This is a genomic window from uncultured Brachyspira sp., assembly GCF_944393015.1.
Lineage (GTDB): Bacteria > Spirochaetota > Brachyspiria > Brachyspirales > Brachyspiraceae > Brachyspira.
This window is the reverse complement of the sequence record NZ_CALXYQ010000025.1, coordinates 25,620-47,349: the sequence shown is the minus strand read 5'-3', so window position 1 is coordinate 47,349 and position 21,730 is coordinate 25,620. Positions and strand designations below refer to the sequence as shown.

The 21,730-nt window shown below is 26.2% G+C and carries 21 protein-coding genes and 1 pseudogene; 10 read left to right on the top strand and 12 right to left on the bottom strand.

What is annotated here, in order from left to right; all coding sequences use genetic code 11:
• Positions 1-314, bottom strand: a pseudogene (locus tag Q0K19_RS09520) (hypothetical protein); the annotation flags it as partial.
• 110 nt (positions 315-424) lie between these two features.
• Here Q0K19_RS09520 and Q0K19_RS09515 point away from each other — a divergent pair.
• Both Q0K19_RS09515 and Q0K19_RS09510 read left to right on the top strand, forming a co-directional pair.
• A complete protein-coding gene (locus Q0K19_RS09515; protein ID WP_297247555.1) occupies positions 425-784 on the top strand; it encodes a hypothetical protein in 360 nt (119 codons plus the stop codon).
• Between the two features lie 7 nt (positions 785-791).
• The gene (locus tag Q0K19_RS09510) at positions 792-1,241 is read left to right on the top strand and encodes a GNAT family N-acetyltransferase (RefSeq protein ID WP_297247554.1); all 450 of its coding nucleotides are present in this window, start codon (positions 792-794) and stop codon (positions 1,239-1,241) included.
• A gap of 45 nt (positions 1,242-1,286) precedes the next feature.
• Here Q0K19_RS09510 and Q0K19_RS09505 read toward each other — a convergent pair whose 3' ends face one another.
• Together Q0K19_RS09505 and Q0K19_RS09500 are read right to left on the bottom strand one after the other, a co-directional pair.
• The gene (locus Q0K19_RS09505; protein WP_297247553.1) at positions 1,287-2,381 is read right to left on the bottom strand and encodes a hypothetical protein; all 1,095 of its coding nucleotides are present in this window, start codon (positions 2,379-2,381) and stop codon (positions 1,287-1,289) included.
• A gap of 9 nt (positions 2,382-2,390) precedes the next feature.
• On the bottom strand, positions 2,391-2,819 hold the full coding sequence (locus tag Q0K19_RS09500) for a hypothetical protein (RefSeq protein WP_297247552.1): 429 nt from the start codon (positions 2,817-2,819) through the stop codon (positions 2,391-2,393).
• Between the two features lie 524 nt (positions 2,820-3,343).
• On the opposite strand from Q0K19_RS09500, the gene Q0K19_RS09495 reads away from it, so the two are divergent.
• The 4 genes from Q0K19_RS09495 to hflX all read left to right on the top strand — a co-directional run bounded on the left by Q0K19_RS09495 (position 3,344) and on the right by hflX (position 7,101).
• Entirely contained in the window at positions 3,344-4,306 is a 963-nt protein-coding gene (locus tag Q0K19_RS09495) for an ABC transporter ATP-binding protein (protein ID WP_297247551.1), read from the top strand.
• Between the two features lie 27 nt (positions 4,307-4,333).
• A complete protein-coding gene (locus Q0K19_RS09490; RefSeq protein ID WP_297247556.1) occupies positions 4,334-5,329 on the top strand; it encodes an ABC transporter ATP-binding protein in 996 nt (331 codons plus the stop codon).
• A gap of 69 nt (positions 5,330-5,398) precedes the next feature.
• Positions 5,399-5,968, top strand: a complete 570-nt coding sequence (gene yqeK, locus Q0K19_RS09485; RefSeq protein ID WP_297247550.1) for a bis(5'-nucleosyl)-tetraphosphatase (symmetrical) YqeK — start codon at positions 5,399-5,401, stop codon at positions 5,966-5,968.
• Between the two features lie 5 nt (positions 5,969-5,973).
• Positions 5,974-7,101 (top strand): GTPase HflX, encoded by a 1,128-nt coding sequence (gene hflX, locus Q0K19_RS09480; protein ID WP_297247549.1) that lies wholly within the window; start codon positions 5,974-5,976, stop codon positions 7,099-7,101.
• Here the strand turns inward: hflX and Q0K19_RS09475 are convergent.
• From Q0K19_RS09475 to Q0K19_RS09465, 3 genes are all read right to left on the bottom strand, one after another.
• Positions 7,079-7,546, bottom strand: a complete 468-nt coding sequence (locus Q0K19_RS09475; protein ID WP_297247548.1) for a CAP domain-containing protein — start codon at positions 7,544-7,546, stop codon at positions 7,079-7,081. The genes hflX and Q0K19_RS09475 overlap by 23 nt on opposite strands.
• 77 nt (positions 7,547-7,623) lie before the next feature.
• The gene (locus tag Q0K19_RS09470) at positions 7,624-9,336 is read right to left on the bottom strand and encodes a DNA adenine methylase (protein ID WP_297247547.1); all 1,713 of its coding nucleotides are present in this window, start codon (positions 9,334-9,336) and stop codon (positions 7,624-7,626) included.
• A 467-nt stretch (positions 9,337-9,803) separates the two neighbouring features.
• The gene (locus Q0K19_RS09465) at positions 9,804-10,823 is read right to left on the bottom strand and encodes an ABC transporter substrate-binding protein (RefSeq protein WP_297247546.1); all 1,020 of its coding nucleotides are present in this window, start codon (positions 10,821-10,823) and stop codon (positions 9,804-9,806) included.
• A 362-nt stretch (positions 10,824-11,185) separates the two neighbouring features.
• Here Q0K19_RS09465 and Q0K19_RS09460 point away from each other — a divergent pair, with 362 nt between their 5' ends.
• Positions 11,186-12,115: a tyrosine-type recombinase/integrase gene (locus Q0K19_RS09460; RefSeq protein WP_297247545.1), complete on the top strand. Its 930-nt coding sequence runs from the start codon at positions 11,186-11,188 to the stop codon at positions 12,113-12,115.
• Between the two features lie 98 nt (positions 12,116-12,213).
• Here Q0K19_RS09460 and Q0K19_RS09455 read toward each other — a convergent pair whose 3' ends face one another.
• Entirely contained in the window at positions 12,214-12,882 is a 669-nt protein-coding gene (locus Q0K19_RS09455; RefSeq protein WP_297247544.1) for a transcriptional regulator, read from the bottom strand.
• 139 nt (positions 12,883-13,021) lie between these two features.
• On the opposite strand from Q0K19_RS09455, the gene Q0K19_RS09450 reads away from it, so the two are divergent.
• Positions 13,022-14,440 carry a hypothetical protein gene (locus Q0K19_RS09450; protein ID WP_297247543.1) on the top strand — a complete coding sequence of 473 codons (1,419 nt, stop codon included), beginning with the start codon at positions 13,022-13,024 and terminating at the stop codon, positions 14,438-14,440.
• Positions 14,441-14,472: 32 nt separating this feature from the next.
• A complete protein-coding gene (locus tag Q0K19_RS09445; protein WP_297247542.1) occupies positions 14,473-14,973 on the top strand; it encodes a hypothetical protein in 501 nt (166 codons plus the stop codon).
• Between the two features lie 59 nt (positions 14,974-15,032).
• On the opposite strand, the gene Q0K19_RS09440 is transcribed toward Q0K19_RS09445, so the two are convergent.
• Genes Q0K19_RS09440 through Q0K19_RS09420 form a run of 5 tightly spaced genes read right to left on the bottom strand, consistent with a single transcriptional unit; the run spans position 15,033 to position 20,412 of the window.
• A complete protein-coding gene (locus tag Q0K19_RS09440) occupies positions 15,033-15,959 on the bottom strand; it encodes a UDP-N-acetylmuramate dehydrogenase (RefSeq protein ID WP_297247541.1) in 927 nt (308 codons plus the stop codon).
• On the bottom strand, positions 15,928-17,316 hold the full coding sequence (murC, locus tag Q0K19_RS09435) for a UDP-N-acetylmuramate--L-alanine ligase (RefSeq protein WP_297247540.1): 1,389 nt from the start codon (positions 17,314-17,316) through the stop codon (positions 15,928-15,930). Before murC ends, Q0K19_RS09440 begins: the two co-directional genes overlap by 32 nt.
• Positions 17,317-17,347: 31 nt before the next feature.
• The gene (locus tag Q0K19_RS09430) at positions 17,348-18,421 is read right to left on the bottom strand and encodes a glycosyltransferase (protein WP_297247539.1); all 1,074 of its coding nucleotides are present in this window, start codon (positions 18,419-18,421) and stop codon (positions 17,348-17,350) included.
• Positions 18,418-19,512, bottom strand: a complete 1,095-nt coding sequence (locus tag Q0K19_RS09425) for an FtsW/RodA/SpoVE family cell cycle protein (RefSeq protein WP_297247537.1) — start codon at positions 19,510-19,512, stop codon at positions 18,418-18,420. The genes Q0K19_RS09430 and Q0K19_RS09425 overlap by 4 nt, the downstream gene beginning before the upstream one ends.
• Positions 19,513-19,527: 15 nt before the next feature.
• Positions 19,528-20,412 carry a toxin A gene (locus Q0K19_RS09420; RefSeq protein ID WP_297247535.1) on the bottom strand — a complete coding sequence of 295 codons (885 nt, stop codon included), beginning with the start codon at positions 20,410-20,412 and terminating at the stop codon, positions 19,528-19,530.
• Positions 20,413-20,595: 183 nt separating this feature from the next.
• Here Q0K19_RS09420 and Q0K19_RS09415 point away from each other — a divergent pair, with 183 nt between their 5' ends.
• The gene (locus Q0K19_RS09415; protein WP_297247533.1) at positions 20,596-21,618 is read left to right on the top strand and encodes a diguanylate cyclase; all 1,023 of its coding nucleotides are present in this window, start codon (positions 20,596-20,598) and stop codon (positions 21,616-21,618) included.
• Positions 21,619-21,730 lie beyond the last annotated feature (112 nt).

The following is a 21,730-nucleotide window of genomic DNA, read 5'->3' as shown; positions in this document are numbered from 1 at the left end:
CCTTCCATTCTTTTAGGGCCTAATATTCCGGATTTTGCTGCTATATTATACGAAGCTATTTTTTTATATGTACTGTCAGATTTATTTTTGGCATATATTTCAAGTATATCTTCTTGTTTGTATACTGTTATTAATATATTTAATTCTTCTAATTTGATATTATTATTTTTTAATGTATTTTTTACAATATTATCTTTTTCTTTTATGGCTGTTCTTACTCTATTATATCTTTTCTGATCATCAAGAAAATCTCCGGCAAATAAAAAAGAATTAATCATATTAAAAATAATAATTGCAATGATAATTTTTTTCATAAAACACTCCATATTTTGTAAAATATCGTAATTATAAATATTTCCTTGATTAAAAATATATTTTACTGTATTATTATTGCATTAATATATAGAATTTAAAGGAGGAAGTAATGTTAACTTTCAAAACCATTGATGATAAAGAAATGCAGCACATAATGGATACTAAAGAAGTAAGTGATGATATAAAAAAATCTTCAGAAAATGTTTTAGCTATATTCACTCAGGATTGGTGCGGTGATTGGAAAGGCTTGCAAAGAGAATTAAATGCTAATAAAGATAATGCTGATATTGATATAACTATATTTATTTGCTTATACAATGAAAGTCCTTTATATGAACCTTTTATGAATTTCAAAGAAAATGTATGGAATAATGATTTAATACCTTATTTAAGATATTATAAAAATGGTTCATTTGTTAAAGATACTAATTATTTACCTTTCCAAAGATTAATAAAAGCATTTCAATAAAAATACAATGTTTAAAATTGAAAAGGCGGGGATTGAAAATATTGAAGATCTTTCTATTCTCGCCAAAAATATATACTTAAAATACAATTCCAATTTAGATACGGATGAAGGTATTAATAATGTATTAACTTTTATATCGGCTAATAATATGAGGCTTAGATTTTTTATGCAAGGCTCTTTAATGCTCATTGCTAAAAATGAAAATGATATAATAGTTGGAATGCTTGAAATAACTAATTTTGATCATATTTCTCTTTTCTTCGTAGACGACAAATATTTTAAATTAGGTATAGCCAGCAGTTTATTTGAAGAAGCAAAAAACATTTTAAATTCAGATAAGTATACCGTTAAATCTAGTCATTATGCATATGAATTTTATAAAAAGCTAGGATTTATAGAATTATATAATGATATTCAGGAAGAAAACGGAGTGCATTTTCATTATATGATTTATTAGTAAAATGGGCATATGATATTAAAATCAAATGCCCATTTATTATTATTATTTTATTTTTTCAAATTTGAATTTAATTTTTAATTCTATTTGATTATTCAATCCTGTAGCTCCATTTCCGCAATTATCTTCATTGTCAGGACCGTCCATACCATCAATTATCATAGATATCTCAGCTTCACTATTTTCATTAACAGTTAAACTTGAAGTTTTAGATTTTATTCTATCTCCATATTCATCTGTTATAGAAGCCAATTCAAAAGTATTATTATTTTTATTGTATTTGAGTTCTATCTTTATCTTGTCATTTTCACTATAAGCATAAGGATAATGTACTTCATATAGGAAATCTCCAGATCTTTCATCATATTTTGTTAAATTGACTGCCATTGATATTGTTATATCATCATTCTCTTCATAAAGTAATGAATGTTCTTTTGATTCTATATTTATGCTTCCTACAGAATCAAGTTTTACTTTTAATGCCTGATCTATTTTACTAGGATTTAAAGTAGTAAATGGAGATAAAGAATGAACATCGCTTGAAGAACTATAAAAATCTAACTTCATATCATATCCAAACAATGCATAATCAAGTACTTTTCCCCAAAAACCTACATTACCAGTAATGGCATTTCTACTTGCCGATTTAGTATCTATATTTCTTAATTCCATAGAAGTAAAAGTCAATTTCATCTCTTTTTTATTGTCGGAAGCATTCTTATTGAAATAAGGTGAAGTTCCAGCACCTTGATATGATGCTATAGGTCTGTTCTCATCGTGAATTGAAGGAAAATACCCTGTAGAATTCAGTCTCATTTCATTTTGATATTCAGCATATAAAGTAACCTTTCCATCGGCATGCACTATACCTATAGGATCATATTCATAAAATTTCTTTTTACTTTCAAATAATTCTACTGCCTTAAACTCTACAGGATAAGGAGTACCAACTACAGGAGCATTAGCAGTCTTTGTTATTTTAGCATAAGCAAATACTAATTTTGAATGAGTATCTACAGCTATTAAATAGTTATTTAAATCTACTCCTATACCAGCAACTTTAGCAGATCCCTTTATTCTATAAAATAAAAATCTATTCATTCTATCAGATTGATTATATGAACTATCTATAGTTACCAAAGTTTTTTTTTAAAATTCATATTTATATACAGTCATAGGATTTATAGCAATACCCTGAGCCTTATTTCCATCTCCTGAAGCATCAAAATTATATTCAACTATAGAAGGATCACTATAATACCATGATTTAGAGTTGTCCTTATAAAATTCATATATAGGTACATTACTATCATCAAAAGATACTTTTAAAAACCAATCTTTTATCTCATTTCCATTAAAACCATTATATCCTATATCATTCCAAGGTCCATTTTTAAATGGATCTTCATCTTCAGGTACAGTTTCATCTCCTCCAACATCATCTGGATTACTTTCATTTGTATTTCCGCTAGATACATTTTTTTTATTATAATAGTATCTAGGATTAAAATAATTTCCGCAAGATGTAATAAATAAAGAAAATATAATCATTAATAATATAGTGCTTCTGTTCAACATAATACCTCACAAAAAATATACATAATTTTAAAAATGTCTATATTTATAGTACAGCTTATTAAATTTAAGTAAATAATATTTTCTAATATTTTTTAATACTTATACAACAATAATAAAATATTATAATACATTTCATACAAAAAACATACATTATAAAAAAACTGTCTATTTAAGATATTAATTATTATTTTTAATATAATGTTAATTGTAAAAATATTAATATTATATTATAATTAACATAATAGACTTGTTTCAAAACTACTTGACAAGATTATTCATAAAATTATTTAACTTAAAAAATTATAAATATAATGTTTTATATATTATATAATTTATTATTTTAATGTATAAACTTGCAGTCTTTCGCCGTAGGCGGACTTTGTCTGCTTCTTTGTGTCAACAAAAGAAGTGGGGGTGTGGGGCAAAGCCCCACTTATAAAAATAAAAAACTAAAAAATTTAAACTAATTTATTATTAAATTAGTTTTGGAACAAGTATACTATGTTACTGTAATAGGACTATCAATGGAAAATATACTAGAAGTAGAAAATTTAAAAATGTACTATCATACATCAAAAGGTTTAGTAAAGGCTATTAATGATATAAGCTTTAAAATAAAGAAAGGAGAAACTTTAGGCATTGTAGGTGAATCAGGATGCGGTAAAACTAGTCTTGGAACATCTCTTTTAAGAATGCCTTCCATACCAGGAAAATATGAAGGAGGAAAAATAATACTTGATAATGAAGATATTATTCCTCTTAAAGAAGAATATATAAGAAAAAATATAAGATGGGCTAAAATATCTATGGTTTTTCAAGGCGCAATGAATTCGCTCACTCCTGTATACACTATAGAAAAACAGATGATAGAAACTATAAACAGACATATTGATATGAACAAATCGGATGCGGTAAAACTTATAGAAGAATATTTGGGATATGTAGGGCTTCATGCAGATGTTGCCAAAAGATACCCTCATGAACTTTCCGGCGGTATGAAGCAGAGAGTTGTTATAGCTACTGCCCTATTTTTGAAACCTAAACTTATTATACTTGATGAGCCTACTACAGCATTAGATGTTATAGTACAGGCTCAGATTATAAACTTATTAAAAAAGTTAAAGAAGGATTTTGATTTATCATTTATCTTTATAACCCATGATTTGGCATTGGAAGCTGAAATTTCAGATAGAGTATGCGTTATGTATGGCGGTAAAATCTTAGAGCTTGCAAGCAATGAAGATATATATAAAAATGCTAAGCATCCATACACAAAAAGACTTTTAGCAGCTACTCCTAGATTAAATAAAGCTGTAAACAAATTAGAGTTTATAGAAGGTACTCCTCCGGATTTGCTTAACCCTCCTATAGGCTGTATGTTCTATGACAGATGCAAAGAAAGAATAGATAAATGCAAAAATGAAGAACCTATGTTAAAAGATATAGGAAACGGTCATTTATGTGCTTGTCATTTGATTAATAACTAAATTTAATTAATAATAAAAAGAAGAAAAATTATGAATGATATAATATTAAAACTTGAAAATGTAAAAAAATATTTTTATCCAAGTACCAATATAATAGAAAGTTTAATAAAAAAATCTAAAGAAATAAAAGCAGTTGATGATATAAGTATAGAAGTAAAAAGAGGTGAAATACTTGCCATAATAGGAGAATCTGGAAGCGGTAAAACCACTATAGGCAAACTTGTGATGAAATTAATAGAGCCTACTTCAGGAAATATTATATTTGAAAATGAAAACATTAATAATTTTAATAAAGAAGAAACTGCTAAATATAGAAGAAAAGTTCAGATGATATTTCAGGACCCTTATGCTTCTATGAATCCAAGATTTAAAATAAAAGATGTATTAAAAGAACCTTTATACATTCATAATATTGAGGGAGATGAAAAAATTTATGATGAAATGGTTATAAAGGCTTTGAAAGATGTAAAAATTAATCCTCCGGAAGAGTTTATGGAAAGATATCCGCATATGCTTTCAGGAGGACAACGTCAGAGAATAGCAACAGCCAGGGCTTTAATACTTAATCCTAAATTGGTTGTTGCTGATGAGCCTGTTTCTATGATAGATTTGTCTACAAGAGCAGAAATTCTTTATATGATGAAAGAACTTCAAACAGAAAAGAATTTAAGCTATATATACATCACACATGATTTATCAACAGCTAGATATTTTGCAGACAGAATAGCAGTTATGTATTTAGGCAATATAGTAGAGATTGGCGATGCTGATGAAATAATAGATAATCCTAAACACCCATATACAAAGGCTTTGATTGCTGCTGTACCTGATGCTTCTTCAGGAAGAGTCAATATAATAAAAGAACTCCCTATCAAAGGAGAAATACCTAATGCATCAGATATTCCTTCAGGATGCAGATTCCATACAAGATGCATATATGCAAAAGAGGAATGTAAAAATAATACTCCAAATGCTAAAAAGATTTCAGAAAATCATTTAGTTTCATGTCTATTTGCTGAATAAATAATATTGAAATTACAAAACAATTTCAGTATAATAAAAATAATTAATCATAAACAGGAATAAATTATTATGAAAGAATATAATGATCAGGAAAAAAAATTAGCTGAATATATAGAAAAATATCTGCCGTTCAGAGCAAAACATATATTTTCTACAAGAGAGCTTTCTGTTCAAATAGCAGAAAAATATAATGTTGATACAAATAAGGCATCTGTTGCTGCATTATGTCATGATTTGGGAAAGAGATATAAAGATGACGAAATGCGTAAAATAATACTTGAAAATGATAATAAAGAATATCCTAATTATATAACAGGTGCTTTACTTCATGCTAGAGTAAGTTCTATAATCACAGAAAAAGAATTCTCTATAAGAGACAGAGAAATTTTAGATGCAATAGAAAGTCATACAGTAGGACATGGAAATATGACTATGCTTGAAAAGATAATATATGCAGCTGATTATCTTGAGCCTACAAGAAATATACCTGCTGCTGATAAAATAAGAGAGAAAATTTTTACAGATTTTGATAATGCATTTCTAGAAGTGGTATTAGAATCTATAAATTTTGTTTTGAGTAAAAAGCAGTACTTGTCAGATAAAACAATAGAACTTTATAATTCATTAGTTATTGGATAATTTTTATGAATAATGATAATCTAAAAAAAGCATATATAATATTTGTAACCGACAGCAGACAATACAGAAACAGCAAAATAAATATAGATAATATACTTAATGAACTTGCAATGCTATGCGATACAGCAGGTTATGAGGTTGTAAATAAATATTCATTTATACAGCCCAAAATAACAGCTGGAACTTATATAGGAACTGGTAAATTAGAAAGTTTAAAAGAAAGTGCGGACATTGATAATGTAGAATATTTTGTATTTGATAATGAGCTTAGCGGTTCTCAAGTAAATGCTATAGAAGAAGGTTCTAATATAACAGCTCTAACAAGAACAGAAATAATATTAGAAATATTTGCTTTAAGAGCCAAAACTATGACTGCAAAAATGCAGGTGGAATTAGCTTTTTTAGAATTTGAATATCCAAGATTAAAAGGTAAAAGAACAAATCTAAGCCAAATAAAAGGCGGTATAGGATTAAGAGGCGGAGCTGGAGAAAAACAGCTTGAATATGATAGAAGAAGAGCAAGAGAGCGTATACATAAATTAAAATCTCAATTAAGCAAGGTAGAAAAATCAGCAAGTACAGGAAGAAAAGGAAGAGAAAATACTTTTAGAATAGCAATAGTTGGATATACCAATGCTGGAAAAAGTACATTATTTAATCTGCTTTGCAAAGAGTCCGTTTATGTAGAAGATAAATTATTCGCTACATTAGACACTCATACAAGAAAACTATATTTAACAGATGATACTCCTGTGGAAGTTATAATAAGTGATACTGTAGGATTCATAGACAGACTTCCTCATACTTTAGTAGCTTCATTTAAATCTACATTATCTGAAGTTGTTGAAGCTGATTTACTTTTACATTTATCAGATGCAAGCGATGAAAATATAGAAGAAAAACTTTTGCATGTAGAAAGCATAATAAAAGAAATAGATGCCTCTCATATAAAGAGAATAGTTATATTTAATAAATCTGACTGCATAGATGAAGTACAAAAAAATAAAATACTAACCTCTTATGATGATGCAGTATTTATAAGCGCCAAAAATAATACTAATATAGATATTTTGAGAAATAAAATATTAGATATTATATTGGAATTAAATATTAATAATAATCAAAAGATTTAGTTAACTGAGCAAATATAACTACCCAAAAATCCTCACCATTAATAGCATAATGTGCTACACCTATATGAGTAAATTTATCGCTTAGAATATTAACTTTATATTTACTGGAATTCATCCAATAACTAGCAACAGTTTCTGCATTTTTAAACCTATAAGCTATATTCTCATCAGATGAATAAGCAATTATCCTATTTTGATAAAATAATTCATCATATTTTGTATTATTAGGTCTAATATGCGAGAAACTAACAGCAAGTTCTTTTGCTCTAATATCCGCTACTTCATTCAATCTATCATCAATCTCAAATGAATATAAATTATTATTCTCTCTTATCTCGTTGAACATATTCAACATAGAAGTAATATCATTATTATAATCTTGAGCAGACAAAAAACTAAAGCTGCATGCAATTACAATAATTATTTTTATTAAAATATTAATCATATATTTCCACTTTACTATTAAAAAATTTTATTTACATAAAATGCTATTTTTATATGAATAAATATAATATTTTTTCATTATTTTTCAAGTCTAACAAGTAAATTATTTTTATTAATTTCGGAAATATTTGAATGTTTTATATTATAAATTATTCTTTGTTTTATCCTAGAAATAATGCTTATCTCATCATTAGAATACGATAAAATATCCAAAATACTATTTGTAATATCCACAAGATATTCATTAGATTTTCTTGAACATAATCTGCTGTAAGTCTGAAGTATATATTCTCCAAAATATTTTATGAGCCTCATATCATTGGCAAGTATAGCAGCATTAATATGATAAGAATAAATTTTCAATGCATTAATATTATCTTCTTTAATGTATCTATCTAAAAATATAGAAAACATTTTTATATACTCTAAACTTTTATCTTTAAGTTTATTGCATATCTCATCTTTATTAATTATATGAACAGAATATTTTAAATTTAATACTATAATATCATCTTCATCATAATCAAATATTAGATTATCCTTAGAACAATCTAAAGGATTATCCATTTTCAATCTGATATTATCTATATATCTTAATTTTTTATTAGCATTGCTGCAGCTTATTTTTGAAGTATCAACAACAAATAGATATTCTATATTTTTGGTTTTATTAACTATAGATCTTTTAGCGCCTCTATATTTAGTATATTCAGAAGTAACAATATCTAATTTACCTCTGCTTTCAAGTATTGAAATTAAATCATCATATTCAATTATTCCATCTGTAGAATAACTCATAACTATATGCTTAGAATCTATATTATCCAATAAATTTATTAAAGTATCCTTAGCTGTTTTTTTATAACAGTACATTGATTTAGTTTTAACCCAATCTTTTCTGATACCGCCTTTGTCTGTTTTTTTACCATTTACATATATATTCTTATTAATTGCAGGCTTATCCCATAAGGCTATAGTATTAAGTAAATGATAATTGCTTCCGTATTGATGCTGATTATATGGCGGATCCAAATATACCAAATCAAAATGCTTATTTCTATTTTTTAAAGCAAACTCATTAGCATCAAGCATACTAACATGACATTGCTTGCCATTATATAAAGGTATCGGCTTTAATGATATAGGAGCCATTATTCTATGCAATGCATCCTTGTTTCTTCCGCCAAAACCTGCATGAAAAGCTTTGAAAACTCCGGAAGTATTTGTATGTGTAGCAGATTCATATATAATTGAAGCTATAAGATAATAATATTCTTTTTCATTTATTGCATTATTTTTATAAAGCATTTCTATGTTATGTCTTATAATATCTATTCTCTTTGCATTGTAATGAGTGTAAAAAAGTCTTTCATTTATTAAGTCTGGATTTTCATCATTTGAAGGAGCATAATATTTTGATATATATCTGTCATCATCATCTATATATTCAATATTATTAATCATATTTATTGTATTCTCTGCCCCGCCGGTATGAATAAACATATTAGATAAATCTTCTTCATTAATACATAGATGAGCATAGTTTAAAATATAAGAATAATATTCCCAATCATTAGAATAAACTTCTAAATCCATAGTTTTCAAAAGTCTTGAAACGCTTCCGCTTCCTGCAAACAGATCAAGAGCAGTATTTACATTGCCGTCTTCTTCTAAGATTCTAGAAATGGTGTTTTCTATAAATGAAAGAAGTCTTCTTTTATTTCCAATATATGCTATTAAATTTTCTTTTAAATATTTATCTTTTATATTCGCTTCAGTATTAGTTATCATAATCTTATTATCATAATATAGTTTACATAATAATATTAACATAATACAAATAAAATATCAATATTCTATTATTTAGAAATTAGCATAAACATATATTAATTAGATAAATATTCATAAAGGATATAGCTAAGAAAATCATTTATAGAGCTTACATATATTTCTATATTTAAAAAATGATTAGTAAATTTTTATTTCTGTAAGTAAGTTAAATGGCAATACCATAGAATCTTTCATATATTATAGTCAATTAATAAAATAGTCACCTACTTTTCCCAATTATAAATTATAATCTAAATACTTTCCTATCTCAATTCAATAATTTTACTATATTAATATAATTCTGATATTAAAAATTTTTAGATTTTAATATTTTCAATTTAAATATTTATCAAGTTATATTTTTAATAACATTAAAAAAGCGATGCATATTATACATCGCTTATAAATTAAATAAATAAAAGAATTATTTATTCATTAAAAACATTATCAAGCATATACTTTATCTGTACATAATTATTAATATTTATATTATTAGTAATAGTCTTAGTATATATAAATATGTTTTGCTGTGTTTTATACCATTTGGAAACTTCTCCATTAGTATATGCTTTTTTTACATCATCTCCAGAAAGCCATAGTCCTGTTTCTCTTTCTAAATCTACCTCTTCAACTGTTTTACCATTCATATCTGCAACCAATTCTACAGCTTCGCTCATATTAAGCTGTCTATAATCCATAGCCTTAAGAATAGCTCTTGAAAATCTATTAACTATATCAGCATTATTATTTTGAAAAGAAGGAGTAACTATCCAACTGCTAGGAAAAGATCCAACATCAGAATAATCAACTGTTGTAGCAATAGATTTCACTTTATCTCCAAGACTATTTAATATCTCAAAACTGTATGGGGCCTGTACAGAAGCCGCATCAATAGTATTGCTAATCATAGATGATACTATTGTGTTTCCATTCATATTTATAATATCTAGTTCATTTGTTTTAATTCCCAATGACTGTAGAGCTAAATATAGTAGAATTTCAGAAGAAGTTCCTATTTGAGTACCAACCTTTTTACCCCTTAAATCTTTTACAGATTCTATATTAGCTGCATTTCTTACTATAATTTGTTCAGCTCTGCTTAAAGCATTAGGGAACAATACATTAACTTTACCTTCAATAGCAAGAGAATGTGCTCCATGTCCTATATAAGCAAATTCTAAATTTTTTAATAGCATCTCCTCTACTTCAGAAGGACCATCTAAAAACTTTATTAATGTAACATCTAAATGTTCTTCATCAAAAAAGCCTTTTTCCTTTGCTATAGCAACAGCAGATGTTCCAGAAAAATCAGGCATATATCCAACTCTTATCTGATATTTCCTTGCTGGTAAAACATTTACTGTTTTTACTGCTTTTTCTGTTTTTTTTTCGCATGATACAAACAGTATCATAATAAATGATAATAGTAAAATATTTTTTTTGCTCATATTAGCCTCCTAACTCTAATTGATAAATATTATTTAATTATATTCTTTACTAATTATAATTTTTTTCAATATGAAAATATCTATTTTAGTTATATTATCTAATTTATTTGTATATAATTAATATTCTCAACTATTCATAATTTGAGAATACCTTTTGCCGAGCTTAATACCATTAGCAGCTGTTATATAGTATAGTATTTTTTATATATATTAAGCAACATATATAGCTATTTATTTTTAATAATTATAGGATAAATATAATAATTATTATAATTTTTTATACAAAGTTAACATACTTCATAAATTTATAATTCAAACTTTCGATAATAATTGAAAAGATAGATTTTTATGGGGTTTTTATCATGAATATGCAAAATGATTATGTCTTTAATGATGAGAAAATATATGTTTTGTTGGAAGAATTTAGCGATTATTTACAAACTTTAAATTTTGCTGCTCATACTATTAATAGTTATAATAAAGATTTAAAAGAATATTTTCAATTCTTACATAATAAAAATATACCATTAGATGAAGCTAATCATTATACAGTAAGAGATTATTTAACTTTTTTAAAAGAAAAGTCATTGACAAACTCTACTATGTCAAGGCATTTATCATCAATAAAAAAATTCTATAAATATTTAATAAGAAACGGTTATTCAGATAAAAATAGAATAGTAGATATGAAAAGTCCGAAAAGGGAGGAACATATAGCTAAATTTTTATCTATAGAAGATATAGACAGTATATTAGCTATAGATGATGAAGGAGATTTTACACTCATCAGAGATAAAATGATGGCGCTGTTTATGTATGCGATAGGACTTAGAGTATCAGAACTTGCTTCTTTAAGACTTAGTATGATAAAAAAAGGTTCTGAAACATTAAGAATATGCGGTAAAGGTTCTAAAGTGAGAGATATACCAATATTACCTATCATATACGAAAACTGGGACATCTACATGGAAAAAAGGAGAATCATTCAAAAAGAATATTCTGAAAACAATGACTATTTATTTATAAATAGATTTGGAAAGCCAATAAGCGATAGAAGCATAAGAACATCTATGAAACGCTTAATAAGAAATGCTAATATATCTATAGATTTTTCTCCACATACATTAAGACATACATTCGCTACACATTTGCTTAATAATGATGCAGAAATTAGAGGCGTTCAGGAATTATTAGGACATGAAACTATAGCTACAACCCAAAGATATACTCATGTTACAAATTCAAGACTATTTGAAGTATATAATAAATTTCACCCTCATTCTAATAATTAAAATTTTTTTATTGCAAATAAAATTTTAGGCATATTAATTAATTTAAAATCAATTAATACGCCTAAAAATATTTAACAATTTTTTATTATCAATAAAAATTATTTGTTATTTTTTTTACTTCTTTTTATACTTCTAAGATGCAAGTACACTGTATGATGTGAAATATTCAAATAATTTGCCACTAATTGAACAGATTCTTTAAACTCAAATATACCTTGAGCATATAATTTTTTTATTATTGTTTTATTATAAACAGAAGGTCCTACTTCATCTTTATCTACAGTACCTATAACTTTTTTAAGAGCATCTATGATAATATCTTCTGATTTACTATTTTTACTTTCTTTTACATCAGAATTAATATTATCAGGTATAAATACTTTTAATGTATTAACCAAAGAAATATGAAACTTCCAACTTATAACCATCATAGCTATAGGAATACCGTTAGAATTTTCTATAACTGTATAATTTATTTTATGACATTCTCCAGTAACAGTTTCAATAAAATTATTTTTAAAAAATTTATTATTATTTTTATCTAACATCTCATTTAATATGCTTCTGTCTTTATCGGAAATAGCATCACCAATACTTTTATTATGCATATATTCATTAACTATAAAAACTATAGGACAATCCTCATTTTCAAAAGAATATACCACTATTTCTACATTATCCCCAAGATACTTTCCTAAGGATATAGAAATATTTTTATAACTATTTAATATACTAAAATCTTCTTGGGTGTATATATAATTATACATTGCTTCTCCAACTTTTATTATCGATACTTTTATAATATAATAATTTTTTTATATTTTCCAAATTTTTTTAACTAAAATATTTGTTTTATTATTTTATAAATATATAATTATAACAATAATAACTAATATAGGTAATTAAATGGAAATTAATTTAGATAACTATGTAACAATACCATTAGAAAAAATAAAAGATTATAAAGAAGTAATACTAAAAGATAAAATAGAAATTATTTCTAAAAATGAAAATGGTGTAGTTAATGTTGTACCATACAATAAAATAGATTATTTATTCAATAATAATTTACAAGAAAATCCATTATTTGCTGGGGCTAAATATTATATATATAAATCTTATTTGGATATGATAGAATTTTTTATTAATCCTAATGAATTAAATAGTAAGGATTATTTCTATTCTATTTTCACAAACAGCAAAGATCCTATAGAAAAGACTCAAAAAGCACAGGAAGCTATACTTGAAAATATATTATCTATGAATGAATATAAAAGAGTTGAAAATATAAAAAATTTAATCATAGAATTAGAAATAGAAGAAAACAGAGATAAATTCACTTGTAAAGCTGCAAGTTTATTAGGAGAAATATTAGTAAGACTTGGGCTTATGATAAGAATAAATGTAATAGGCAATATATCTGAAAATAATGAAAATTATAAAACTATATATGAAAGCACAAAATATAATACAAATTATGAAGAATTAATGAAAAGTATTGCTGAAAGTACTTTTGTATTACTCAATAAAAATTATGAAAATCCGGATATGTTCAGTGATGTAATAGGATTTACAGGCTGCAATATAATAGATCATAGCAATAGACTATTTATTAATACTATAGAATTTATGATATTCTATAATAAAAATATAAGTATGGGTATGCTTTCAAAAATAAGAGCTAAATGGAAAAATGATTATATGCCTTATTATATAAAAGTATCAAAGAAAAATAAATTTATAAAAGATATATCCAAATTAGATAATATATTCAAATTGGGAATAAGACAATTTGATTATAGTGAAATTGTAAATATGTCTATCGCTGCATTTTTGCATGATATTACATTAACAGAAATAATTAATTATTTACCTAGAGAAAATGTTAATATAAATAATGAATTATATTCGCATGCTATTAAGTCATACAATTATACAAAATATTCGATATCTAATAATCAGGATATAAATTTAGCTATCGGAGTTCATCATGAATATTATGGATACGGACATGGTCTTGCTATGACAATATGCGAAGCTATGAAAGCTAAAAGACCAAATTTTGAATATCCATATTTAATAAGTTTTGATTCTAAAGATATATTTAATTTCACATCTTTTATTTATTATCCTGTGAAAATTATAGAAATATTAGATTTATATGATTTTCTAAAATACAAACATGATATTTGTATAAGTGAAATTAATACAGATTCAGAAATAACAGATTATATGTATGATAATTTTTTGAAAGATGAAGTGAAAATAGATTATATAATATTCTCAATTTTCAAAAACTATTTATTAGAGCTAAAAAATTTTTAATTAATAAACACTAAATTACAAAAGGGATAACTATGCGTTTTTTAACAATTTTATTTATTATTTTATTCGGTATTTCCTGCTCGAATGATACTGACAAAACAAAAACTACTACATCAGAAAGTGTATTAGATTATGTTCAAGTGGATTCGCCAAATTCATTTGCACCTTTAGGAATAGGCATAACAGTTGCACCTCCGGAACATGGACAAAATGGAAAATATTTTATAGTTAATAAAAATATAGCAGAATCTACATTTGATTACATGAATAATGCCTATATATACAGAGCATCAAAAGATAAAGAAGCGTTATTATCTCTTTACGGAGATTATCAAAACGATACAAATAAAAATTTCACAGAAAATGAATATAAAATAGATGTGGAATATAATACAACTTCTCTTAATGAAAAATTTACATTATGGAAAGTAGATGATATATATTATACTTTATCTACAAAAATAGAAGATGATAAAGATTTAACTAATTTATCTGTACTTTATGTAAATTCAATATATTGGCATAAAAAATAATTAAATAATATAAAAAATAAAAGGGCTTATATTTTAAGCCCTTTTTTATTCAAATAATTTCAGCTAAGTAATACAATATTAATCCTTGGATTAAAAGCATAATGCTGTTCTATCTTTTTTCTAGTATCCTCTATCAAATTAATAACATCTTCAGCTGTACTTTCATTTTTAGAGTCATACAATGATTCATTTATAATATAGTTTGGAAATCTTCTATGCCATTTCATAGCTCCGAACTTCATATCAAGTCCGCCTACCCTCTCTACCATCTCATAAGCCTTAACATCATAAAAATCTTCAAACACAGGACCTATGCTGGCTTCAGTAGGAGCAACAGAACCTCTTATATATCTAAACCAATCTATTCTATTATCAATACTTTCAGGACTGTCTTTTTCTAATACCAATACCGCTGATAATATGATGATAAATCTTTTTTCTTTTTCAGTTAAAGCTAGATATTCATCTTTACTTAATTCTGTTACAGTACAATCTTGTTTATTAAATAATGTTACAGATTTAACTAAATTAAGAAGAGATATTCCAAAAGATTCTAATGTATCATATATGGATGCTCCTATTCTAGTATTAACTAAAGCTACAAATTCTAATCCGGATAAATTTCTAATTCTAGCCTCATGCGAAAGTCTTTCTAAAATAGCAGAACTATTAGATTTTAAAACCCCATCATCTAAAAATTCAAAAGATTCAAATTCTCCTTCCAATGAAACTATTATACCATTATAACCATTATCAGAAACTATAACCTTACTAGTATCCCCCATCACAAAATAATCAATAACATTCTTATATAAGAAATTAGCAAGTTCTAAAAAATCAGATATTTTTTTTACAACAATATATAAGTCAATATTTCCGCCTACATTAAATCTGCTGAATTTACTAAAAGCTTGGTTTATATAATATTCTATATTTTTTTCTTTGAGAAAGCTCTCAACCATTTTGTAATTTTCTTGCATATTCATTGCTAATCCTTACTATATTGCCCGCTCCCAAAGTCAATATTATATCTCCGTCTTTTTTCATATCATCAAGTACCGGCAATACATCTTCTATATTTGGAACATATCTTATATGATCATTCTGTTTTCTTACTATATCGCATATAATCTCACCGCTTATTCCTGCTATAGGAGCTTCACCTGCTGCATAAATATCGCTAATAATAACTTCATCAGCATCATTAAATGCAGACTCAAAATCATTAAGAAGAAGTTCTGTTCTGCTGTATCTATGCGGTTGGAATACTGCTATTATTCTTCTGTTTTTATAAGCATTTTTAACAGATGAAAGAGTAGCTTTTATCTCTGTTGGGTGATGAGCATAATCATCGAATAAAGTTATCTCCTTATCATAAAGTTTATTCAATCTTCTTCCTACACCTTCAAAAGTTTTTAATCCTTCTTTTATATCAGCAATATCTATACCTAAATGAATGCCTACCCCTATTGAAGCTAAAGAATTCAATACATTATGAATTCCTATAAGAGGAACAGAAAACTCTCCTAAACATTCATTATTATGATAAGCTGTAAAATAAGTTATAGGTGCTTCTACCCTAATAGAATCTTTATCAACATAGAAATCATAATCACTTGAAAAACCATAGGAATAGAATTTTTTATTGGCACTTTTTGATAAATCTTTTACAACACTATCTTCAAAGCATAAAAATGAACATCCGTAAAAAGGAACTTTATTAATAAACTCTAAAAAAGCAACTCTTAAAGCCTCAACATTTCCATAATAATCCAAATGATCATTATCAATATTAGTAACGATGTTAATTACAGGAGAAAGTCTTAAAAAACTTCCATCACTCTCATCTGCCTCGCATACCATATATTCACTGCTTAAATCATTACAAGCAGCATTACTCTTCAAATTAAAATGATTTCCGCCTATTATACAAACAGGATTAAGTCCGGCATGCATCATTATCTGACTTATAAGCGATGTTGTTGTAGTTTTACCATGAGAACCTGATATTGCTATACCATATCTTAAACGCATAAGTTCGGCTAGCATTTCACCTCTAGGTATAACTGTTATCTTTTTTGCTTTCGCTTCAATAATCTCTTCATTAGTCGGACTTATAGCCGATGAAGTTACAACTGCAGTAACATCATCTTCTATATTTTGAGCCTTATGCCCATAATATACTTTTATTCCTGCAGATTCTAAAGATTCTGTTTTTGCTGTTTTAGCCAAATCGCTTCCAGTTATAGTAAAACCTATAGCATTTAATACGCTTGCTATAGCACTCATTCCAATTCCGCCTATTCCTATAAAATGTATCTTTTCTTTTCTTTTTGTAAACATATCTTCCCCAATATTTAATATTTTAGTATAATCATTTTTTTTCTAGAATTCCAGTTATATCATCAACTATTGAAGATACAGCTCTTGCACTCCAATTATTTTTAATATTTTCCCTCATTTTTTTCAATCTCTCTTCATTATTCAAATTATTCACAATAATATTTTCCAACTTTTCTTTATCCAAATCAGATTCTTCTATCAAATATGCCATATCCTTATTAAGCAAATCTAAAGCATTAAAATACTGATGATTATCTGTTGCATAAGGAAAAGGTACTAACAATGAAGGAACATTAACAGCTAATATCTCACTGATAGAACTGCTTCCAGCTCTAGATATAACAAAATCCGCAGCATGAAGTAAATTTGCCATATCTCTATAATAACTATGCACAAAAACATTTTCAAATTTAGCACTATTTACTTTAGCAATTATATCATTAGCCCATTTAGGACCAGCAAGCCACATTATATGTAAATTATTAACTTTAGCTTTTATATCCTTTATGCATTCAAAAAATAATTCATTCAATTTCAAAGCACCTTGAGAACCTCCCATAACAACTAAAAGCTTATCATCTTCTTTTAATTTCATAACACTTCTAGCACTTTCTCTATGAACCACAAAGAAATCATTTCTTACAGGATTTCCAAAAACCTTTCCATTAGGCATAAACTCTAAAGTCTTTGAAAAAGTTAAATATGCTCTTTTGGCATTTTTATAAAATATTCTATTAACCTTGCCAGGTATAGAATTCTGTTCGCATAAAAATATAGGTATATTTTTAGTTTTTGCTGCATAAAGCATAGGGAATGATACAAACCCACCCATACCTATTACACAATCAGGCTTATGCCTTTTAATTATATTATATGATTTCATCAAAGCCGGTATAAATTTCAACATAAATATTATTTTCTTGAAAAAATTACCCGGAGAATTAATATTTATAGTATTAAAATCATAATTGCCCGGTATCAAATGATAATCCTTTTGAGCAACAACAAGTCTAGGTTTATGTCCTTCTTTTTTCATATAATCGTATATAGAAATAGCAGGAGTTATATGTCCGGCAGTTCCGCCGCCGCATAAAATTACATTCATTGTTCTCTCCTTTGAGTTATTTTTAATAAGATACCTACCATTATCATATTAACAACTAAAGCATTTCTACCATAACTAATGATAGGAAGTGTCATACCAGTAGTAGGCAGCATAAGTGTAGCCACCATTATATTTAAATATGCCTGCACACTAATGAACATAGTAATAGCAAATGAAAGATTTTTCAAAAACAGATCTTTAGTACGCGACGATATTATAAATCCTCTAATAGTAAATGATAAAAATAAAAGCAATATAATAACATTACCTACCAATCCATATCTTTGAGATACAGAAGCATATATAAAGTCAGTTAATGCGGCAGGCAAATGTGTACTAACATCAGCTATATATTCATCAGGAATTCCTGTAGCTCCTCCGTAATTGAATGCCAACTTAGCTCTTCTAATTTGATAAACTTCTTCTTCAGGCTGGCTCTGAGGATCCAAAAATGATACAACTCTGCTCCTCATATATGGTGTATTGAAAATAAAAATAAGAAAAAGAATCATTAAAAAAAGACCTGAAAGCAATATTGATCTTAAAGGTATGCCTCCATAAAAGAATATTGCAAAACCAACTATAGAAAATAAAAGTGCTGTACCGGAATCCGGCTCTATTAAAATAAGTCCTGAAACAATTATCAAAATAGATAGAGGCGGAAATAATCCTCTTTTAATATCTATTAACTTCTCACCTTTTTTACTTAAAACGCTTGCAAAATATATACTGCATGTTATTTTGGCGATTTCTGAAGGCTGTATAGTAATTCCAAAAGGAAGAAGAAGCCATCTTTTTGCATAACTCCCAGCAACAGTTATACCAAAAAAATATACCAAAACAAGAAGTATCAAAGTAAAAAGCAAAATAAGAGGCACCATCTTATCTAAAACAGTAAAGAAATCCGGAACTATCATCATGATAATAGTAAAAGCAAGCATAAATGATAATAATTTTAAATGATTAGAAAAATATGCTGTATTAGGTTCATGTATAGTTTGTGCCCCATATATGGAAACTAAGCCAGCTACAAGTAAAGCTATATATATTATTAATAAATATTTATCAGGAAACAATTTTCTGCTTATCATAAACACTCTTTAGTTTTATAGTATCTTATAACCTAATGACATTTTTAATTCTATAAATGTCGTATTATTATAATGAGGAAGTCCGACATGAAGTCCAGCCGATGCCCCTATATTTAAAATTAAAGTTTCTTTCAAAAAATTAAAGTTTATCATACCAGTTATACCAAATTTATGCGATAAATGCTTTGAATTAATTAAATATGTAAGCCCATAATATCCGCCTATATAAAACATGCTTATCTTTCCTAAAAGATAAAAATCATTAATCAATTCAAATTCACTTTTCGCATGCAATATTGAAGTTCTAGGATCATAATAATATTTTTTATCACCAACATTCACATAAGACATATTCAGATTATTTATCAGAATAAAATTATCAAATTTAAATATAAAATACGGAGAAATATTTATTATATATCCGATTGCATTACCCTTTTCCATAGCATATAATTCATTAAAAGAATAACTAACATCTTTACTGTCAAATCCTGCATAACCGAAATTCATAGCATTAAACATAAAATCGGCATAACCGCTTACTCTGACACCTAAAAATGATAATGGCTTCACATCTACATACAGACCTAGCATATCCGAAGACAATGAAAAATTATTCTCTATACCGAAATCGACCTTTGTATCTCTAAATAGAAAATTGGTGGCATTTTTATAAAAATATAACCTATAATACAATCTAGTCTCTAAATTAAATTTTATATAGTTAAATCCCCCCAAAGCAGTTTGTTCTATAAAAAGTTCATTACTATAAATACCAGTATTCGTATTTACTGCTAGTTTCCTTTCATATATGTCCATATTAAAAATAGTATTTATATCTGCAAAAACAATCTTTGAATATATAAAAACTAACACTATAAGAATATTTACTTTTTTCATCCAAATCTCAAAAATTATGAAAACTTTTTTAATATGATACTTTATAAAATAAAAAAATCAAGATAAAAAACACCATTTTACTATTTTAACATATAACTAATATATACAAAAAATAGATTGAAAAAAAAGGATATATATGATATTATAAAGTATATTTTATATCTTATATCAAGGTATTTTCTGATGTATAGAAGTATTATCAAATCGATAATGGAAAACAGAATCGAAGTCATTAAGAAAGACTCTACTTTGTTAGAGGCGGCTTCTCTTGTCTCTAAATCTTCTAATAAGATATTAGCTGTTATTAATGATTCAGATAAAATAGTTGGAATTATTAATTATAATGAATTATTAGTAAATATATTAAAAAATGCAAATAAAAAAGATTCAAAAAATATATTCAATAAAGAAATATCAGCTTTTATGAATAAAAATATTATAGTGGCACATCCTGAAGATGATATATCAGTAGCATTTGATATAATGAAAGAAAATAAAATAGATTATCTAATAATTATTAACAATGATCATTACCCTATTGGAATAATCAACATATATGATATATATGAAACTATGCTCAAAATAAGAATGCGTAGTATGAGCCTTGCAATTAATGAAGTAGAAAAAAAATCTTCTATGGAAAAAGATAAAGTAATAAAAAAATTAATGAAAGAAATTGATACTTTGCATGCTCAATCAACTATAGATCCTTTAACAGGATTATTTAATGTAAGATATTTCAATAAAATTATAGAAGAAGAAGTAGAAAGAGCTAAGAGATACAAATACAGTATATCTATAATATTTATGGATCTTGACCATTTCAAAGATATTAATGATATATATGGTCATGATTGCGGCAATGTAGTTCTTCATGAAATAGGAAGATTACTTAGCAATAGTTCTGATAATATTAATATGCTTAGAAAAAGTGATATAGCTATACGTTACGGCGGTGAAGAATTTATTGTTATATGTCCTAATACAAAAAAAGAACAAGCCTATATAGTAGCTGAAAGAATAAGAAAAACAATAGAAAAGAAAAGATTTGCTTATGAATCTACCATTATAAATGTTACTGTAAGTGTAGGAATTGCTGAGCATAAAGGAACATCTAAAAAGCCTATAGCTGACACTATAAAAAACGCTGACACGGCAATGTACGAAGCCAAACATCTTGGAAGAAATAAAGTAATATTACATTAATACTCTTTTAATTCAAACTATTAAATCATATATACAAAAACAATATAAATAATACAATGATAATAATAAGATATTTTTATATAAAAAATAAAGGCTGCCAATAAATTAACTG